Source organism: Macrococcoides caseolyticum (genome assembly GCF_002902665.1).
GTDB lineage: Bacteria > Bacillota > Bacilli > Staphylococcales > Staphylococcaceae > Macrococcoides > Macrococcoides caseolyticum.
Genome location: NZ_PPRM01000012.1, coordinates 1 through 14,932 on the forward strand (window position 1 = coordinate 1; position 14,932 = coordinate 14,932).

The window sequence follows — 14,932 nt, forward strand, 5'->3', positions numbered from 1 at the left end:
TTTATCAAATGAAATTTTCTTGTTTCTCAAATTAAAAACTCCCTATAAAATTTTCACTTTTTAAGTGTCTACCTTATAGGGAGCATATCAGTCGTTAGGTGTCGATTATTTCATACTTAAGCCGATTAACTTTGATAATTTTATAAGTAGAATTTATCAAATATGCAATATGGATTTTGTTAATCATACAGATCAGCTATTGAATAATCTAGGCTTTAATAATAAGCATAAAGGAACGAGATATTTAAAGGATGCGCTTGATATCGTAAATAGCCATCCGAATGAGAAGATTCAGCTGACAATCAAGTTGTATCCTGAAATCGCTGAATTACATCAAGTTAAACCGGCGAATGTTGAAAGGTCTATTCGCCATGCGATAGAAAAAGCATGGAGCAATGGATTAGAACAAATTTTTAATGAGCAGGGCAGATACGTAAAGCCGACAATAGGTGAACTTATTAAATTTTTGAAGGATGGATAGTTGTGGTAATGATATTTGCACATCGCGGTTATTCCGCTAGATACCCAGAAAACTCATTACTTGCCTTTAACAAGGCAGTTGAATATGGAGCAGATGGCTTCGAATTAGATATACATCTGACGAAGGATGAACAGATAGTTGTGATTCATGATCATACAATCAACCGAACGACAACTGGACGAGGAAAAATTGCAGAAATGTCATTTGATGAAATTCAGCAGTTTAACATTAAGAAAGGCCTCTTTAATGTAACCGATGAAAAAGTACCACTGCTCAGCGATGTTTTAGATATTGTGAAAAAGCATAATAAGCTATTGAATATAGAAATTAAATCTGAAGCAGGTAAGATAGAGGATAAATTACATGAATTGTTAACACGTTATGATATTATTGACCAGATTATCATATCGAGCTTTAATATTGAAAGTTTAGTAAAGATGGAAGCATTAGATTCATCATACGAAACTGCTTTGCTATTCGATAGATATCATAAGTCACCCTGGGACTATAAAACAAGTCATAAAATAAAGAGCATTCATCCTAATGCAAAGCATATCACGATTGATCATCTTGTTGAACTCGAACATAATGAACTTCCAGCGAGAGTATATACAGTAAATAAAGAAAAAGATCTGAAGACATGGATGAGCAGCAGTATTACCGGTATTATTACAGATGAAGTTGAACGTGCAGTGCATTTAAAACGAATGAAGAAAATCGAGAGCTGAATTTACAGCATCTCGATTTTTTGAATATAATTATTTACGAAACTTTTGCTGTGCTCGTTTACTTTTCTTTTCGATGTGCAGTATATATCCACCAACAAAACTAACACCAAGCACCATCAAAACAAACCCAATAATAAATTGTAGCCAAATATAATGGAGTTCTGGCACAAGAATACCAAAAAGTGCATCTCTCATCCATTTAATACCTAATCCAGCTAAATAGATGGGAATGACAAGCACCATCAATGCAATAACCTTTTTCAAAACATCACCAATTTCATTTTTATATATCGTTATTATAACATGATTGTATCAATTTGATAGCCGAAAAATATGCTGCAATCTAATAACACTTCGTAAATTGAAATATTTATTTATTAGTACTATAATAAAAATGTAATCAGTTACATATTTTGATTTGAAAAGGGGAATAGTAATGATATTTGAAACATTGGAGCGATACGATTATGAACAGGTTGTATTCTGTCAGGATAAGGCGAGCGGTCTTAAAGCAATCATTGCAATACATGATTCTACGCTAGGTCCTGCACTTGGGGGATGCAGAATGTGGCCATATAATAGTGAAGAAGAAGCAATTGAAGATGCGCTTCGATTAGCTCGTGGAATGACGTATAAGAATGCAGCAGCGGGACTTAATCTAGGTGGTGCGAAGACGGTTGTCATCGGAGATCCTAAGAAAGATAAGTCTGAAGCGATGTTCAGAGCGTTAGGACGTTATATTCAAAGTTTAAATGGTCGTTATATTACTGCAGAAGATGTCGGTACATCCGTTACAGATATGGACACGATATATGCAGAAACTGACTATGTTGTAGGATTATCAGAAAGTTATGGCTCTAGCGGTAATCCAAGCCCGATGACAGCATTAGGGGTATATCGTGCGATGAAACGTACGGCCAAAGAAGCATTTGGCGATGACAGCTTAGCAGGTAAGACGATTTCTGTACAAGGTGTAGGAAATGTGTCTTACACTTTATGTAAATATTTACACGAAGAAGGTGCGAAACTAATCGTTACAGATATCTTCCAGGAATCAATTGATAGAGCGGTGAATGACTTTGGAGCAACAGCAGTGAAGCCTGAGGAAATCTATTCTGTTGAAGCTGATATCTTTGCACCTTGTGCATTAGGTGCCGTTCTAAACGATGAGACAATTCCGCAATTGAAAGTTAAGGCAGTGTGTGGATCTTCGAATAACCAGCTGAAAGATATGGAGATACATGCAGCTATGCTTAAAGAAAGAAATATTATCTATGCACCAGACTTCGTAGTGAACTCTGGCGGGGTGATTAACGTAGCTGATGAGTTAAGCGGATATAATCAGGACCGTGCCACGAAAAAAGTCAATGAAATCTATGATCAGATGGATAAAGTATTTGAAATTGCGAAACGTGATAACATTTCCACAGCATTAGCAGCAGAACGATTAGCTGAAGAACGTATTGATCAGATGATGCGTGTACGCAGTACGTTTAGCTTAAATGAACATTCATTGATTTCAAGACGTTAGAGCTACTCTGAGCACCTGCAAAAGATTTTTGCAGGTGCTTACCTATAGGTATTAAAATTTCACGGATTAATCACTAGATTTAACAGGCTTTATTCGTTATGATAGTTGTATCAATTTATAAGAGGTGTTATATCGATGGATATGAATTTTAATATGTATATGGAAGATTTTGTTAACACAGCCCGTCAAGAGATTGAAAATGCAGGATATAAGCAATTAACGACGTCTGAAGCAGTAAAAGACACATTCGATAAGCCGGGTACAACTTTTGTTATGATTAATTCAGTTTGTGGATGTGCAGGCGGAATTGCTCGTCCAGCTGCAGCACATGCTGTTCACTATGATAAAGTACCAGATCAGCTTGTGACTGTATTTGCAGGCCAGGACAAAGAAGCAACAGCTACAGCGCGTGAATATTTCGAAGGTTATCCACCAAGCAGCCCATCATTTGCATTACTTAAAGATGGTAAGATTATCTCTATGATTGAAAGACATGAAATTGAAGGTCATGATCCTATGAGCGTTATTACAAACATTCAAGCATTGTTCGAAGAGCATTGTGAAGAGCGTTAATAGATGAAGATTAGACCTTATCGTATTGGATTCAGAACGATAAAGACAGCATTCGGGATGGCCCTGGGTGTAATTATCTGTAAGTTATTAGGACTTGATAATTACGCATCAGCAGCCATCCTGGTTGTTTTATGTGTGAAGAATACTCGTGTAAAGTCATTACAGGCAGCCAGTGCGCGTTTCTTTTCGTGTATGCTAGGATTACTGTTTTCTTATCTATTCTTTACACATCTTGGGTTTAATCCGGTCGTGCTTGGTTTACTTGTATTATTCTTTATTCCAGTGACTGTTATGTTCGGTATTGAAGAAGGTGTCGTCACAAGCTGTGTCATCATTCTACATTGTTTTAATTTTGGTTATATAAACTGGCATGTAATAATCAATGAAATAACTTTAATTGTCGTCGGACTTGGTATTGCATTATTGCTTAATCTATATATGCCGGACTTATCAAGGAGATTGAATGAGTATAGGAAAGAAATTGAAGCGGAGTTTCAGGTCATCGTCTCAAAGTTGAGTGATGCGCTTATCTATCCAGAAATAGCATTAGATAAACAACAGATTGTTAAGCTGCATGGGACGATAGAACGTGCTAAATCTGTAGCCTATACAGAAGTTGAAAATCACTTTACAAGAAATGAAAATTCATACTATCATTACTTTGATATGCGTGAAGCACAGCTTGAACTTTTGTTGCGGATGGTGGACCTAATTAACCAGATGGATCATAGTGATAAGCTTCATGTTAATTGTAGCAAGCTCTTACAAGACTTATCAAGCAACATATCAAGCAACAATTTCACTGCTATGCGATTACATGATCTGTATGCTATTATGCTGGATATTGATAAGTATCCTTTACCGATGAATAATAAACAGTTGAAATCAAGAGCAGCTTTAATCCAGCTTCTGAATGAGATTGAGCAGTATCTTGAGATTAAATCAAATTTTGGATCACTAAGACTCTACTAAAAAATCAGGACGCAGTCCTGATTTTTTAGTTCATTAAATATGGTAGTACACTGCTTAAAATAAGTGCAGATACGATAAGTACAAGTAAAATGATGATTGTAAAACGTAAAAAATTTTTGTTCAAGGAAACCATCCTTTCATAGGTATTAAAATAATTATAACAAATGTCTCCTTCCAATGCTTAGACTTTTCTGTTTACGCAACCTTTGGTACATTAGTAGTAACGAAAAAAAAGGAGAGATGATATGAATACTGAACGATTAGTAGAAACATTTAAAAGTCTTGTCAAGATTGATAGTGAAACAGGGCATGAAAGAGCAATCGCTGACCACCTTAAAAATGTATTTTCAGAGCTCGGACTACAAGTAGAAGAAGATGATACTCAGCAGAAGACAGGTTTTGGTGCGGGCAACCTTTTTATTACGTTAAAAGGAAATACAGATCAAAAACCGATATTATTATCTTGTCATATGGATACGGTGACCCCTGGTCAAGGTATAGAACCAATCGTAACCGATGGTATCATCCATACAGATGGGAGTACTATTCTCGGTGCAGATGATAAAGCAGGTATTGCAGCAATTATCGAAACGATTCACACATTGCAAGAAGAGCATCGTGACCATGGTGAAATTCAAATCGTGATTACTGTAGGTGAGGAGTCATCACTAGTCGGGGCTAGAGCTTTAGATGGTAGCAAATTAGTTGATGGCTATGGATTTGCACTAGATGCAGGTAACAAAGTCGGTACAATCGTCAATAGAGCGCCTAATAATGCTTCTTTAAATGTCAACATTAAAGGTGTTACAGCACATGCTGGTGTTGAGCCTGAAAAAGGTGTAAGTGCGATTAATATTGCTTCACGTGCAATCAGTAATATGAAGCTCGGAAGAATAGATGGTGAAACCACTGCAAATATTGGCCGTATAGAAGGTGGAGAAAAAACGAATATTGTAGCTGACAGCTGCTCTATCCTCGCTGAAGCAAGAAGCCTGGATGAGGAAAAGATGCATCAACAAGTACAGCATATGAAAGAGGCATTTTTAACAGCAGCCGCAGAACTTGGGGGGTCAGCAGAGGTAGAAGTTACTGTGAATTATCCATCATTCCATGTACCTGAAGAAAGCCAAGTAATAAAGATAGCACAGCAATCAGCACTTAATATCGGTCGAACGCCTGAGGTGGTATCCAATGGTGGCGGTAGTGATGCCAACTTTATTAATAGCTATGGTGTTCCAACAGTTGTTCTTGCGGTTGGTTATGAGAAGATTCATACAGTAAATGAAAGTATTGCAGTTACGGAGATGGAGAAATTGACAGAACAGGTCCTTGAAATCATTAAGCTTGTTTAATCAAAGTGACATTACAATATGTTATAATGAAATGGAATAATTATTGAAAGAGGTAGAGTATGAGTAAACAACAAATAGGTGTTATTGGTCTTGCAGTTATGGGTAAAAATCTTGCATGGAATATTGAATCGAGAGGTAATTCTGTTTCAGTCTATAATCGTTCAAGTGACAAAACAGACTTAATGATGAAAGAATCAGCTGGTAAGAACATTCATCCGACATATACTTTGGAAGAATTCGTAAATAGTCTTGAAACTCCACGAAAGATTATGATGATGGTTAAAGCAGGACAAGCAACAGACGCGACAATTGAAAGTCTATTGCCATTATTAGATAAAGGTGACATTCTAATTGACGGCGGCAATACCAATTATAACGATACGATTCGTCGTAATGTCTATCTTTCTGAAAAAGGAATCAACTTTATCGGAACGGGTGTTTCTGGTGGTGAAGAAGGTGCACTTCACGGGCCATCTATCATGCCTGGTGGTCAGAAGGAAGCTTATGAACTCGTTAAACCAATTCTAGAATCTATTGCAGCAAAAGCTAAGGATGGCAAGCCGTGTGTCGCTTATATTGGGCCAGATGGCGCAGGGCATTATGTGAAGATGGTACATAATGGTATAGAATATGCGGATATGCAGCTTATAGCAGAAAGCTATGATCTGATGAAGAATGTACTCAATATGTCACATCAAGAAATTGCAGAAACATTTAAGACATGGAATGAAGGAGAGCTAGATAGCTATCTTATCGAAATTACGGCTGATATCTTTAATAAGCTTGATGAAGATGGCACACCGCTTGTAGAGAAAGTACTGGACAAAGCAGGACAAAAAGGTACAGGTAAGTGGACATCAATTAATGCGCTTGACTTAGGGGTTCCATTAACGATTATTACTGAATCTGTATTTGCCAGAACGATATCCAGTCAAAAAGATGAACGTGTAATTGCGCATGAAGCTATTCAAAATGAAAAGAATAATTTTGAAGGAAATAAGGATGAATTCCTTGAAGCCATTCGTGAAGCATTATATATGAGTAAGATTTGCTGTTATGCTCAAGGATTTGCGCAGATGAAAGAAGCTTCAGCCAGCTATAACTGGGATTTACAGCTTGGTGATCTCGCAATGATCTGGCGTGAAGGGTGTATTATACGTGCGCAGTTCTTACAAAAGATCAAAGACGCATATGATCTTGATAATGATCTTCAGAATTTATTACTCGATCCTTATTTTAAAGGGATTGTTGAAAAATACCAGCAAAGCTTAAGAAAGGTTGCATCAACTGCAATTTTAACAGGTACACCGGTACCGACTTTTGCTTCTGCAATCAACTATTTTGATTCATATACTGCGAAAGATCTTCCTGCTAACCTTATTCAGGCGCAGCGTGATTATTTTGGAGCGCACACCTATGAAAGAAAAGACAAAGCAGGTACATTCCATACAGACTGGAAATAATATTTTCACCTATAAAATATAATAAGTAAATTAAAATAAACCAGAACAATACTGTCGCTGTACGGTATCGTTCTGGTTTATTTGATAAATGGATGTATAACCTGAACTTTCTTTCAATAAAATTGTCTCTCTATAGGAATCCATAGCTCTACTTTATTAAAGTTGTTGTCGAATGCATAATCTGAAGGAAGGACATATACAAACTGCTCATTCCTCAAATAATTAAGTTGAAGATCCACCTGTTTTTCGATAGAATACCAAATCTCACTGAAAATATAATCCAGATGTCCTCTTGAATGAAATACTGCATATTGAGCACGATTGATAGCGGAAGTTTCATAATGATAAGATCGTTCTGACTGAACACCGATAAATATATGAACGCCCGTTATATCAGGATGAAGTGTTACATATAATTTACCATTCGTACTCAAGTGCAACAATTCATCGATAAATCCATCCTGGTTTTCATTATAGATTAGATCAGGGATTAAAAATTGATTCGATAGATGCTGGTTATCTATTCTAACGGATTTTCCGACTAACTCAGTGTGATCAGCACGTTTTATACTATAATGCGCAGGTGGCTTCGTTGTTGTTGAGAGCTGCAGATAAAGCCGATGAACCATCTGGAGTTTCTCTGGATTTGCACGTGCTTGTATCGGAGAAGTTCCATGAAATTCACTAAAAGCTGTACTGAATTCATGAGCGCTCGTATAGCCGTACTTTTTTGCAACGTCGACAAGTCTATAGTTTCCGTTCAATAAATAGTTTGCAGCTTCTGTCATCTTCCTACTGTGAAGGTATTCCTCCACAGTCATTCCTGTGATCATGGTAAAGGACTGTGTAATATGGAATGCACTCTCTTCAAGGTAATTACTAAGATCATCAAGTGTAAATGGCTGTAATAAATGATCTTCAAGATATACGATTGTTTTTTGGACGGTTTCAATTGATTTCATCATTTCACACTTTCTAAATCTCGTAGTTAATAGCATAGATGTGTAGCATTTCCTGCTTATCTTTATCATAGTCCTCTAGCTTGATCGTATGAAGCAGGGTGACTTCATCGAAATATTGCAAGTAGTTAATATAACTAGCATCAGGATAATACAAGATGAGTAATTTTCTTTGTGAGTCCTTGATTGACAGTAGCGAATCGATAAACTTTTTGAAGATATGTACTGAAAAAGGATTGAATAGAAAGAAAATGCTATCCTGTGCTTTGATATTATAATCCAATATATCACAGTTGATTGCTTCGATATGGCATCGGTGATGCTTTGAATATGCCTGGATATTCTTTAATGCATGCATATAAAGCTGTTTGTTAATTTCAATGCCTTTAGTTTGAACTTGTAGCTGATGGGCCGCAAAGATTGGTACTCGATGCATCCCTGAGCCGATATCGACAAGCACGTCATCAACAGTTATCAATGGCTTGATCTTTTGGAATAGTTTTTCGAGATGTATATAGTCTGTCGGTTCATAGCGATGAATTGCACCACGAGAGTATGACTCATAATAAATTTCTGTCTGGATATTAAGCTGGTGATCAAAGTATGCATCGTTCATAAAGTTAAATCCTTTTTATGTTTAAGATAACATAAATAAATAGAAAATAAAATTATTACTTTGAATTATAGAGTTGAATCGTATTAAATAACACCTGAACAAAAACTGTTCAGGTGTTATTTAATGATAAGGCTGTATATGTTTAGAAGTCCCACCAATGAAAATTGTCACGACTAAGCAGTAATTCGCTCTTGATTGGTCCGTTGCTCCCTGCGGGGTAGTTTGGAAATGGTGCTGGATTATTATCCCAGTATTCCGCTACTGTATCAACATACGACCAGGTTGCTTTCAATTCTTCCCAATGTGTAAAGTTTGTCGCATCGCCACGTAAACAGTCGTAGATTAATCCTTCGTAGGCATCTACGGTATTCATCTTATCTTGTGTAGTCATCGCATAAGAGAGTTTTACAGGCTCTGTATCGATACCTTCTATATATTTACGAGCATTTAAATGAAGTTCAATGCCTTCATTTGGCTGAATATTGATGATCAGCAGATTTGAATCGAGTTCTTTATCTTTTTGATAATATAGATTCATCGGCATTTCTTTGAATTCTACAACCACTCTGATTTCTTTTTCTTTCATACGCTTTCCGGTTCTAATATAAAATGGTACACCAGCCCATCTGAAGTTATCGAGCATGACTTTCGCTGCAACGAAAGTAGGGGTGTTACTATCTGGTGCGACATTATCTTCATCACGATATTTTTTTACCTTCTCACCATTGATTTCACCAGCATCATACTGTCCGCGAACAAAATAGCTTCTGACATGTTCTGGTTTGATCTTGCGAATGGAACGTAAAGCCTTTACTTTTTCATTTCTGATATCTTCTGATGAGAGTGAGATAGGAGGCTCCATCGCCAGAAGAGAAACGATTTGCAGCATATGATTCTGAACCATATCTTTAAGTGCACCACTCTTATCATAGTAGCCACCTCGGTCTTCAACACCAAGGATTTCAGATGATGTGACCTGGATATTTGAGATGTATTTATTGTTCCATAATGGTTCGAACATAGCATTGCTAAAGCGAATAACCTCAATGTTTTGTACCATGTCTTTTCCGAGATAGTGATCGATACGATATATTTCTTCTTCTTTGAATGATTTACGAATCTGCTGATTCAACTGTTCAGCTGATTTCAGATCCTTACCGAATGGTTTTTCAATGATTAAACGTTTGAAACCATCCGTCTTTGTAAGGCCACTTAATTTTAAATGATCGGTAACAGTACCAAAGAATTCTGGAGCCATTGCTAAATAAAATAGACGGTTACCTTGCAGATTAAATTCAGCATCCAAAGTTTCTGAAAGAGCTTTGAGCGATGCATAGCTTGCTGCATCATTTACATCATGCGGCTGGTAAAATACGTGTTCCATAAAGGCATCAATCTTATGTGTATCAGCTACGAAGTTCTCGATAGATGCTCTGATTTCGGCTCTGAATTTATCGTTTGACCAGTCGCGTCGACCTATTCCTATGATTGCAATTTGGTCATTGAGATTTCCCTGTTGAAAAAGGTGGAACAGGGATGGAAATAATTTACGATGACTTAAGTCTCCTGTCGCACCAAAAATGGTAATTAAGCAGGGAATGTTTTGCTTTTTTATATCCAAGATAACTAACCTCGATTCTATTATTATTCTTTATATTTTTTCATAGAACACATAAAAATACAATTAAAACATGCTATAATTACGTGATGAAAAGGTGGTTTTTAATTTGAAGATTATTTGCTTAGGAACGAGCGCCGGATTACCTACAAAAGAAAGAAATACGCAGACGACAATCCTTTCTTTAAATCCACTCTATAATGAATACTGGATGTTTGATTGTGGGGAAGCAGCACAACATCAAATATTACATACTAGCATTAAGCTTGGTAGGCTTACGCATATATTTATTTCTCATCTGCATGGGGACCATATCTTTGGACTACCAGGAGTATTAACTTCAAGAAGCTTTCAAGGGGGTCAGGACAAAAAACTGACATTATATGGTCCGACCGGGTTAAAACAGTTTGTTGATACAGTTCTGACGATCTCCTGTTCACATCTTAATTATCCTCTTGAGATTATCGAGATTGATCATGGTGACGAATTTGTTATCAACGATATCGAAATAACAGTCGGAGCACTAAAACATGGCATACCTTCATTCGGATATAGAATAGTAATGCCTGATACTGCTGGTAACTTAATAAAAGAAAAGTTGATAGCTGAAGGCATCGCTCCAGGTCCAGTCTATAAAGAGTTTAAGTTGCATGAACAAGTCACACTGAATGGGAAAATCTATAACACTAAGGATTTTAAGACTGCCGGAAAAAAAGGGAAGAAGCTCGTGTTCTTTGGAGATACAATGCCTTGTGAAAACGAAGTTTCTTTGGCAGAGAATGCAGATGTTGTTGTACATGAATGTACATATCTCGATGAGGATATAGAATTAAGTCATAAATACTATCACAGTCATATTGATGATGTCCTATCCTTGGTGAGTAGCGGGAATGTGAAGAAACTTATTATCAATCATGTCAGCAATCGCTATACTACTAAAGATATAAATCGATTATCAGCTGAGATAAACACTAAAACAGAATGTGAAGTTTTTATTGCGGATGATTTTTCCGAGTATGATATTGAATAAATTCAAATGAAGGTCTATTAAGAACAGATACGATTAAAATCAAAAAAGACGGAAGGAAACAAAGATTATTTCTTTCCGTCTTTTTGATTTTATTCATGTATATCGGTGTCATGACTTTTTATTCACTTAGTTCCTTGCTTCTGTTCAATGCCTGTTCTAAACAATCAATAAACATCTCTTCTATTGGATGCTTACGCAGAGCATCTAATCCGGCTTTAGTTGTTCCACCTTTAGAGGTAATGTTTTCGCGAAGCTGATCAATTGAAAGTTCTGAGTTTTCCAGCATTCTTCCAGTCCCTATGATTAAGTTTCTTACTGCCATGTCCGTATCATCAGGAGACAGTCCAAGATGCTTTGCAGCTTTTATATATTCTTCATATACATAGTAGAGAAACGCGGGGCCACTTCCTGTTATTGCAGTGACATCATGAAGAGAGTCTTCTTTCACTTCGATAGATGTTCCGAATGCTTCCAGTAATGCAGTAAGATTTGATTTAGCGTTTTCACTGAAATTATCAGAATAAGAAATGCCGGTAACCGATTGTTGAACGTGTGCATTCGTATTCGGCATAATGCGTGCAACCGGGTTATGTGTATTTAATTTATTCTTGATTTGATTGATTGGGATACCAGCCATCATTGATACAAAGTGGTTTTCTTCAAATAGATAAGGTTTGATTCGTTGTGCTACTGAATCAAAGTCGTACGGTTTTACCGCCAGGAAGACGAAATCAGCATCTTTTAACAGAGCCTCGTCATCATAGCTATAATTTATTTGATAAAGTTGATTAAAGCGTTTTAACTCTTCTTCATTAGAGCGGTTCGTGATAAATATATCCTTGCCTTGAATCGTTTTACTCTCAACAAGTCCGATAAAAATGGCGCTTGCCATATTACCAGAACCAAAGAACACGATTTTCATACTATCCCTCCATAAATTGTTCATAGCATTTATTATAGTGTAAACTATATATAATTTACAATTGCGATGGTGAGGATTATGAGTAAAAGAATATTGATAACGGGTGCCTCAGGAGGCATTGGAATTAAACTTGTTGAACAGCTTTTAATAGAAGGAAACACGGTATATGCATGTGCGAGAACATTAAATAAACTCTTTCATCTAAGAGAATCATTCGCTGAGCGATGTGTATTGCTATATGCAGATTTTAAGTCGGAGGAGTCAACTTTGGCTTTTATTGATGAGATATATCGTATTGATATTGATGTTGTAATATTTTGTGCGGGCTTCGCAAATTACCGATCGCTTGTGTCGATGACCCCTGAAATAATGAATGAGATGCTGTTCGTCAACTATCAAAGTGTGGTCTATATTATCAGGTCGATGTTAAATGAACAACGCACCCCCCATTTTATTATCCTTGGGTCATTGGCAGCTTATACAGCGAATCCTGGAGGGGCTATCTATTCTGCTTCTAAAGCTGCTATGAATCAAACGATAAATGCTTTGCGACTCGAGATGCCTGAGATTTTATTTACTGTAGTTAACACAGGTCCAGTTGATACAGAGTTTATTTTCAAAGCAAGTGGCAATGTATCTCGCTTAAATCGTCTGATTATGATACGTAGTGATACACTGGCACAAGAAATAATAAAAGCAATACACCATCCACGAATAGAGATTAATCGTCCAATGTGGATGTATATGGCCTTAAAAATATATAACTTCGCTCCACGCACCATCGAAAAGTTGTTGAAACCATTTTTTATGACGAAGATAAAATGATTATTGCTGAGCTGGAGGTAATAGATTGTATGTTTCAAGAAAGTTTTGTACGACTTTCTTATATGTTAAAGGATTGACGTTATAGCTCGCGGCATGACCACCATGTTCCGGATACCAGCGCATCTTAGGTCCAGTCTTCTTGTTGTAAAGGTCAACAGAATGTGTATATGGAATAAACGTATCTGGTTTTGAATGTATGAACAGGATAGGTTGTTCGACATTGTGTATAACATTGATAGGTGAGACCTGGTTTAAGGTAAAGTGTGTTCTTAGTCTTAATATCCGATTCATGGAATAGAGGAGGAACCCGCTCCCTAATCTCGACTTCTGTTCGATGAGCTGAGTCAGCAGCTGACTAAAGTTACTAAAAGCACAATCGGAAATATAGAACTCTGCTTCATTTGCGAGCTCTCCAGCATAGAGCAATGTCGTTGCTGCACCCATAGACTCACCATGAATACCAAACTTAATATCGTAGCCATGATGCTCCTTTAAGAAAGTGATTACGCTTTCCAGATCGATTTTCTCATAGTATCCATATGTTGAGTGATTACCTTCGCTTTGGCCATGTCTTCTGTGATCGAAGATGATACCGTTAAAGCCTAATGATATGAATAGATTCAAATATTTTATGCTTGTAATCTTATTTTCAGTCACACCATGACAAAAAATCATCCAGTAATTATGTTCATAGGGTTTAACCACTGTTCCGCTAAGATTGTAGCCATTGCGTGAGGGGATTGTAACATCGATTGGATTCAATGCTTTAAAGGCTTGTTCATCCAGCCGTTTTGCTTTGATCTCTCTTCTTCTGATCACCTCAACATCTCTTAGCTTAAAGTTCAGAAGATAATTTGAAGCAATAATACCAGTGATGCTGGAAGTAATGCTGCTCGCAACAGATAGACCGAACAATGTATTCATCAGTGTTCTTGATTTCATTTAATGTGATCCTTATAAACAATATCTTTAAAAAATGTCCTTACTTGTTCGATGTTTGATGCTTGTTGCTTCATCGCATTTTCAAAATGCTTAATATTTTCCAGCAACTGTTCCTTGCTTGATGCGCCGTTTACAATCGATGCTACCGGATACTGCAGTAAATATTGATACGCAAGTTCAGTTAGATTTCCCAAGTGTTTAGCTTGATTGATACTCTGTTTTAATTCTTCATAACTCGAATCTAAAATGCCGTCTTTAAATTTAGTATCTAATATACGGGATGCATGATCTGTCAGTAGACCTTTCATTAAAGGACCTCTTGCCAATATTCGAACATCGTGCTTCTCGATACTTTCAACTAACTGCTCTGGTCTATTATCGATTAAACTGAACTGCATCATTATTGTGTCGATATTGCTATGTTCAAGGTAATAATCAATAACGTTCGGTCTGATAGAGCTTATTCCATAAGCACGAATTAATCCTTCTTTCTTTAAGCTTTCAAACGTGTCTATGACTTCATCCTTATCATCTTCAATTGTCCCGCCATGCAGCATATATAAATCCAGATAATCTGTCTTTAAACGCGCTAAGCTGTCAGTAATACTAAGTTTTATATGAGATTTAGAAGGATTCCATTTGACTTCATCGTTAATCATATTAAACTCATTCCCAACTTTAGAAGCAAGGGTTACTTCATGTCTGAGCTTGTTAGAGTTCAAAAATTCTCCGATAGTTTCCTCGTTACGTCCTTTTTGATACAGGTCGGCAGTATCAATATAAGTAATATTATTTTCTAACGCCGACTTTAAAATTATATCTGCCTTCGCTTGTGTTTGAGGGAGATTCATTGCTCCTAAGCCAAGCTGTGAAAATATAAGCCCGCTTTTCGTATGATTTTTCTTCAAGATTATTCCTCC

17 protein-coding genes are annotated in these 14,932 nt (G+C 36.7%); 9 read left to right on the top strand and 8 right to left on the bottom strand.

The annotated features are described in order from the left end of the window. Positions 1 to 169 precede the first annotated feature (169 nt). Both CD152_RS02505 and CD152_RS02510 read left to right on the top strand, forming a co-directional pair. A complete protein-coding gene (locus CD152_RS02505) occupies positions 170 to 481 on the top strand; it encodes a sporulation initiation factor Spo0A C-terminal domain-containing protein (RefSeq protein WP_103214346.1) in 312 nt (103 codons plus the stop codon). A gap of 8 nt (positions 482 to 489) precedes the next feature. Beyond that, the gene (locus tag CD152_RS02510; RefSeq protein ID WP_232237510.1) at positions 490 to 1,209 is read left to right on the top strand and encodes a glycerophosphodiester phosphodiesterase; all 720 of its coding nucleotides are present in this window, start codon (positions 490 to 492) and stop codon (positions 1,207 to 1,209) included. A gap of 30 nt (positions 1,210 to 1,239) precedes the next feature. On the opposite strand, the gene CD152_RS02515 is transcribed toward CD152_RS02510, so the two are convergent. After that, positions 1,240 to 1,473: a DUF2627 domain-containing protein gene (locus tag CD152_RS02515; protein ID WP_041636016.1), complete on the bottom strand. Its 234-nt coding sequence runs from the start codon at positions 1,471 to 1,473 to the stop codon at positions 1,240 to 1,242. Positions 1,474 to 1,645: 172 nt separating this feature from the next. On the opposite strand from CD152_RS02515, the gene CD152_RS02520 reads away from it, so the two are divergent. The 3 genes from CD152_RS02520 (at position 1,646) to CD152_RS02530 (ending at position 4,285) form a co-directional block, all read left to right on the top strand. Next, a complete protein-coding gene (locus CD152_RS02520) occupies positions 1,646 to 2,740 on the top strand; it encodes a Glu/Leu/Phe/Val dehydrogenase dimerization domain-containing protein (protein WP_086038762.1) in 1,095 nt (364 codons plus the stop codon). A gap of 135 nt (positions 2,741 to 2,875) precedes the next feature. Beyond that, positions 2,876 to 3,313: a BrxA/BrxB family bacilliredoxin gene (locus CD152_RS02525; RefSeq protein WP_012657065.1), complete on the top strand. Its 438-nt coding sequence runs from the start codon at positions 2,876 to 2,878 to the stop codon at positions 3,311 to 3,313. 3 nt (positions 3,314 to 3,316) lie between these two features. Next, the gene (locus tag CD152_RS02530; protein ID WP_103214347.1) at positions 3,317 to 4,285 is read left to right on the top strand and encodes an aromatic acid exporter family protein; all 969 of its coding nucleotides are present in this window, start codon (positions 3,317 to 3,319) and stop codon (positions 4,283 to 4,285) included. Between the two features lie 25 nt (positions 4,286 to 4,310). Here the strand turns inward: CD152_RS02530 and CD152_RS12280 are convergent, their stop codons facing one another. Then, positions 4,311 to 4,409, bottom strand: a complete 99-nt coding sequence (locus CD152_RS12280; RefSeq protein WP_435673498.1) for a stressosome-associated protein Prli42 — start codon at positions 4,407 to 4,409, stop codon at positions 4,311 to 4,313. A gap of 121 nt (positions 4,410 to 4,530) precedes the next feature. Between CD152_RS12280 and CD152_RS02535 the strand changes: the two genes are divergently transcribed. Then, a complete protein-coding gene (locus tag CD152_RS02535; protein ID WP_101143565.1) occupies positions 4,531 to 5,637 on the top strand; it encodes a M20/M25/M40 family metallo-hydrolase in 1,107 nt (368 codons plus the stop codon). A 59-nt stretch (positions 5,638 to 5,696) separates the two neighbouring features. Next, on the top strand, positions 5,697 to 7,100 hold the full coding sequence (gndA, locus tag CD152_RS02540) for an NADP-dependent phosphogluconate dehydrogenase (RefSeq protein ID WP_012657062.1): 1,404 nt from the start codon (positions 5,697 to 5,699) through the stop codon (positions 7,098 to 7,100). Positions 7,101 to 7,213: 113 nt separating this feature from the next. Here the strand turns inward: gndA and CD152_RS02545 are convergent, their stop codons facing one another. From CD152_RS02545 to zwf, 3 genes are all read right to left on the bottom strand, one after another. Next, a complete protein-coding gene (locus tag CD152_RS02545) occupies positions 7,214 to 8,062 on the bottom strand; it encodes an AraC family transcriptional regulator (RefSeq protein ID WP_165983000.1) in 849 nt (282 codons plus the stop codon). Between the two features lie 13 nt (positions 8,063 to 8,075). After that, positions 8,076 to 8,675, bottom strand: a complete 600-nt coding sequence (locus CD152_RS02550) for an SAM-dependent methyltransferase (RefSeq protein WP_101141532.1) — start codon at positions 8,673 to 8,675, stop codon at positions 8,076 to 8,078. 142 nt (positions 8,676 to 8,817) lie between these two features. Further along, positions 8,818 to 10,296, bottom strand: coding sequence for a glucose-6-phosphate dehydrogenase (gene zwf / locus CD152_RS02555; protein WP_101141530.1), 1,479 nt, complete (start codon positions 10,294 to 10,296; stop codon positions 8,818 to 8,820). Between the two features lie 106 nt (positions 10,297 to 10,402). Between zwf and rnz the strand changes: the two genes are divergently transcribed. Continuing rightward, positions 10,403 to 11,323, top strand: coding sequence for a ribonuclease Z (gene rnz / locus CD152_RS02560; protein ID WP_101141528.1), 921 nt, complete (start codon positions 10,403 to 10,405; stop codon positions 11,321 to 11,323). A 118-nt stretch (positions 11,324 to 11,441) separates the two neighbouring features. Here the strand turns inward: rnz and proC are convergent, their stop codons facing one another. Further along, a complete protein-coding gene (proC, locus tag CD152_RS02565) occupies positions 11,442 to 12,245 on the bottom strand; it encodes a pyrroline-5-carboxylate reductase (protein ID WP_101140844.1) in 804 nt (267 codons plus the stop codon). Between the two features lie 78 nt (positions 12,246 to 12,323). Between proC and CD152_RS02570 the strand changes: the two genes are divergently transcribed. Then, positions 12,324 to 13,070: an SDR family NAD(P)-dependent oxidoreductase gene (locus CD152_RS02570; protein ID WP_169926147.1), complete on the top strand. Its 747-nt coding sequence runs from the start codon at positions 12,324 to 12,326 to the stop codon at positions 13,068 to 13,070. Here CD152_RS02570 and CD152_RS02575 read toward each other — a convergent pair whose 3' ends face one another. Together CD152_RS02575 and CD152_RS02580 are read right to left on the bottom strand one after the other, a co-directional pair. After that, a complete protein-coding gene (locus CD152_RS02575) occupies positions 13,071 to 14,012 on the bottom strand; it encodes an alpha/beta hydrolase (RefSeq protein WP_101140846.1) in 942 nt (313 codons plus the stop codon). It abuts the gene before it with no gap. Beyond that, positions 14,009 to 14,920, bottom strand: a complete 912-nt coding sequence (locus CD152_RS02580) for an aldo/keto reductase (RefSeq protein ID WP_101140847.1) — start codon at positions 14,918 to 14,920, stop codon at positions 14,009 to 14,011. The genes CD152_RS02575 and CD152_RS02580 overlap by 4 nt, the downstream gene beginning before the upstream one ends. Between the last annotated feature and the right edge of the window lie 12 nt (positions 14,921 to 14,932).

What these genes read in the sequence shown, in the direction of transcription:
- CD152_RS02535 (WP_101143565.1), top strand. Translation starts at nt 4,531, where the DNA reads ATGAATACTGAACGATTAGTAGAAACATTTAAAAGTCTTGTCAAGATT.
- CD152_RS02545 (WP_165983000.1), bottom strand. Translation starts at nt 8,062, where the DNA reads ATGAAATCAATTGAAACCGTCCAAAAAACAATCGTATATCTTGAAGAT.
- proC (WP_101140844.1), bottom strand. Translation starts at nt 12,245, where the DNA reads ATGAAAATCGTGTTCTTTGGTTCTGGTAATATGGCAAGCGCCATTTTT.
- CD152_RS02510 (WP_232237510.1), top strand. Translation starts at nt 490, where the DNA reads ATGATATTTGCACATCGCGGTTATTCCGCTAGATACCCAGAAAACTCA.
- CD152_RS02525 (WP_012657065.1), top strand. Translation starts at nt 2,876, where the DNA reads ATGGATATGAATTTTAATATGTATATGGAAGATTTTGTTAACACAGCC.
- gndA (WP_012657062.1), top strand. Translation starts at nt 5,697, where the DNA reads ATGAGTAAACAACAAATAGGTGTTATTGGTCTTGCAGTTATGGGTAAA.
- CD152_RS02550 (WP_101141532.1), bottom strand. Translation starts at nt 8,675, where the DNA reads ATGAACGATGCATACTTTGATCACCAGCTTAATATCCAGACAGAAATT.
- CD152_RS02520 (WP_086038762.1), top strand. Translation starts at nt 1,646, where the DNA reads ATGATATTTGAAACATTGGAGCGATACGATTATGAACAGGTTGTATTC.
- CD152_RS02530 (WP_103214347.1), top strand. Translation starts at nt 3,317, where the DNA reads ATGAAGATTAGACCTTATCGTATTGGATTCAGAACGATAAAGACAGCA.
- CD152_RS02570 (WP_169926147.1), top strand. Translation starts at nt 12,324, where the DNA reads ATGAGTAAAAGAATATTGATAACGGGTGCCTCAGGAGGCATTGGAATT.
- CD152_RS02505 (WP_103214346.1), top strand. Translation starts at nt 170, where the DNA reads ATGGATTTTGTTAATCATACAGATCAGCTATTGAATAATCTAGGCTTT.
- CD152_RS02575 (WP_101140846.1), bottom strand. Translation starts at nt 14,012, where the DNA reads ATGAAATCAAGAACACTGATGAATACATTGTTCGGTCTATCTGTTGCG.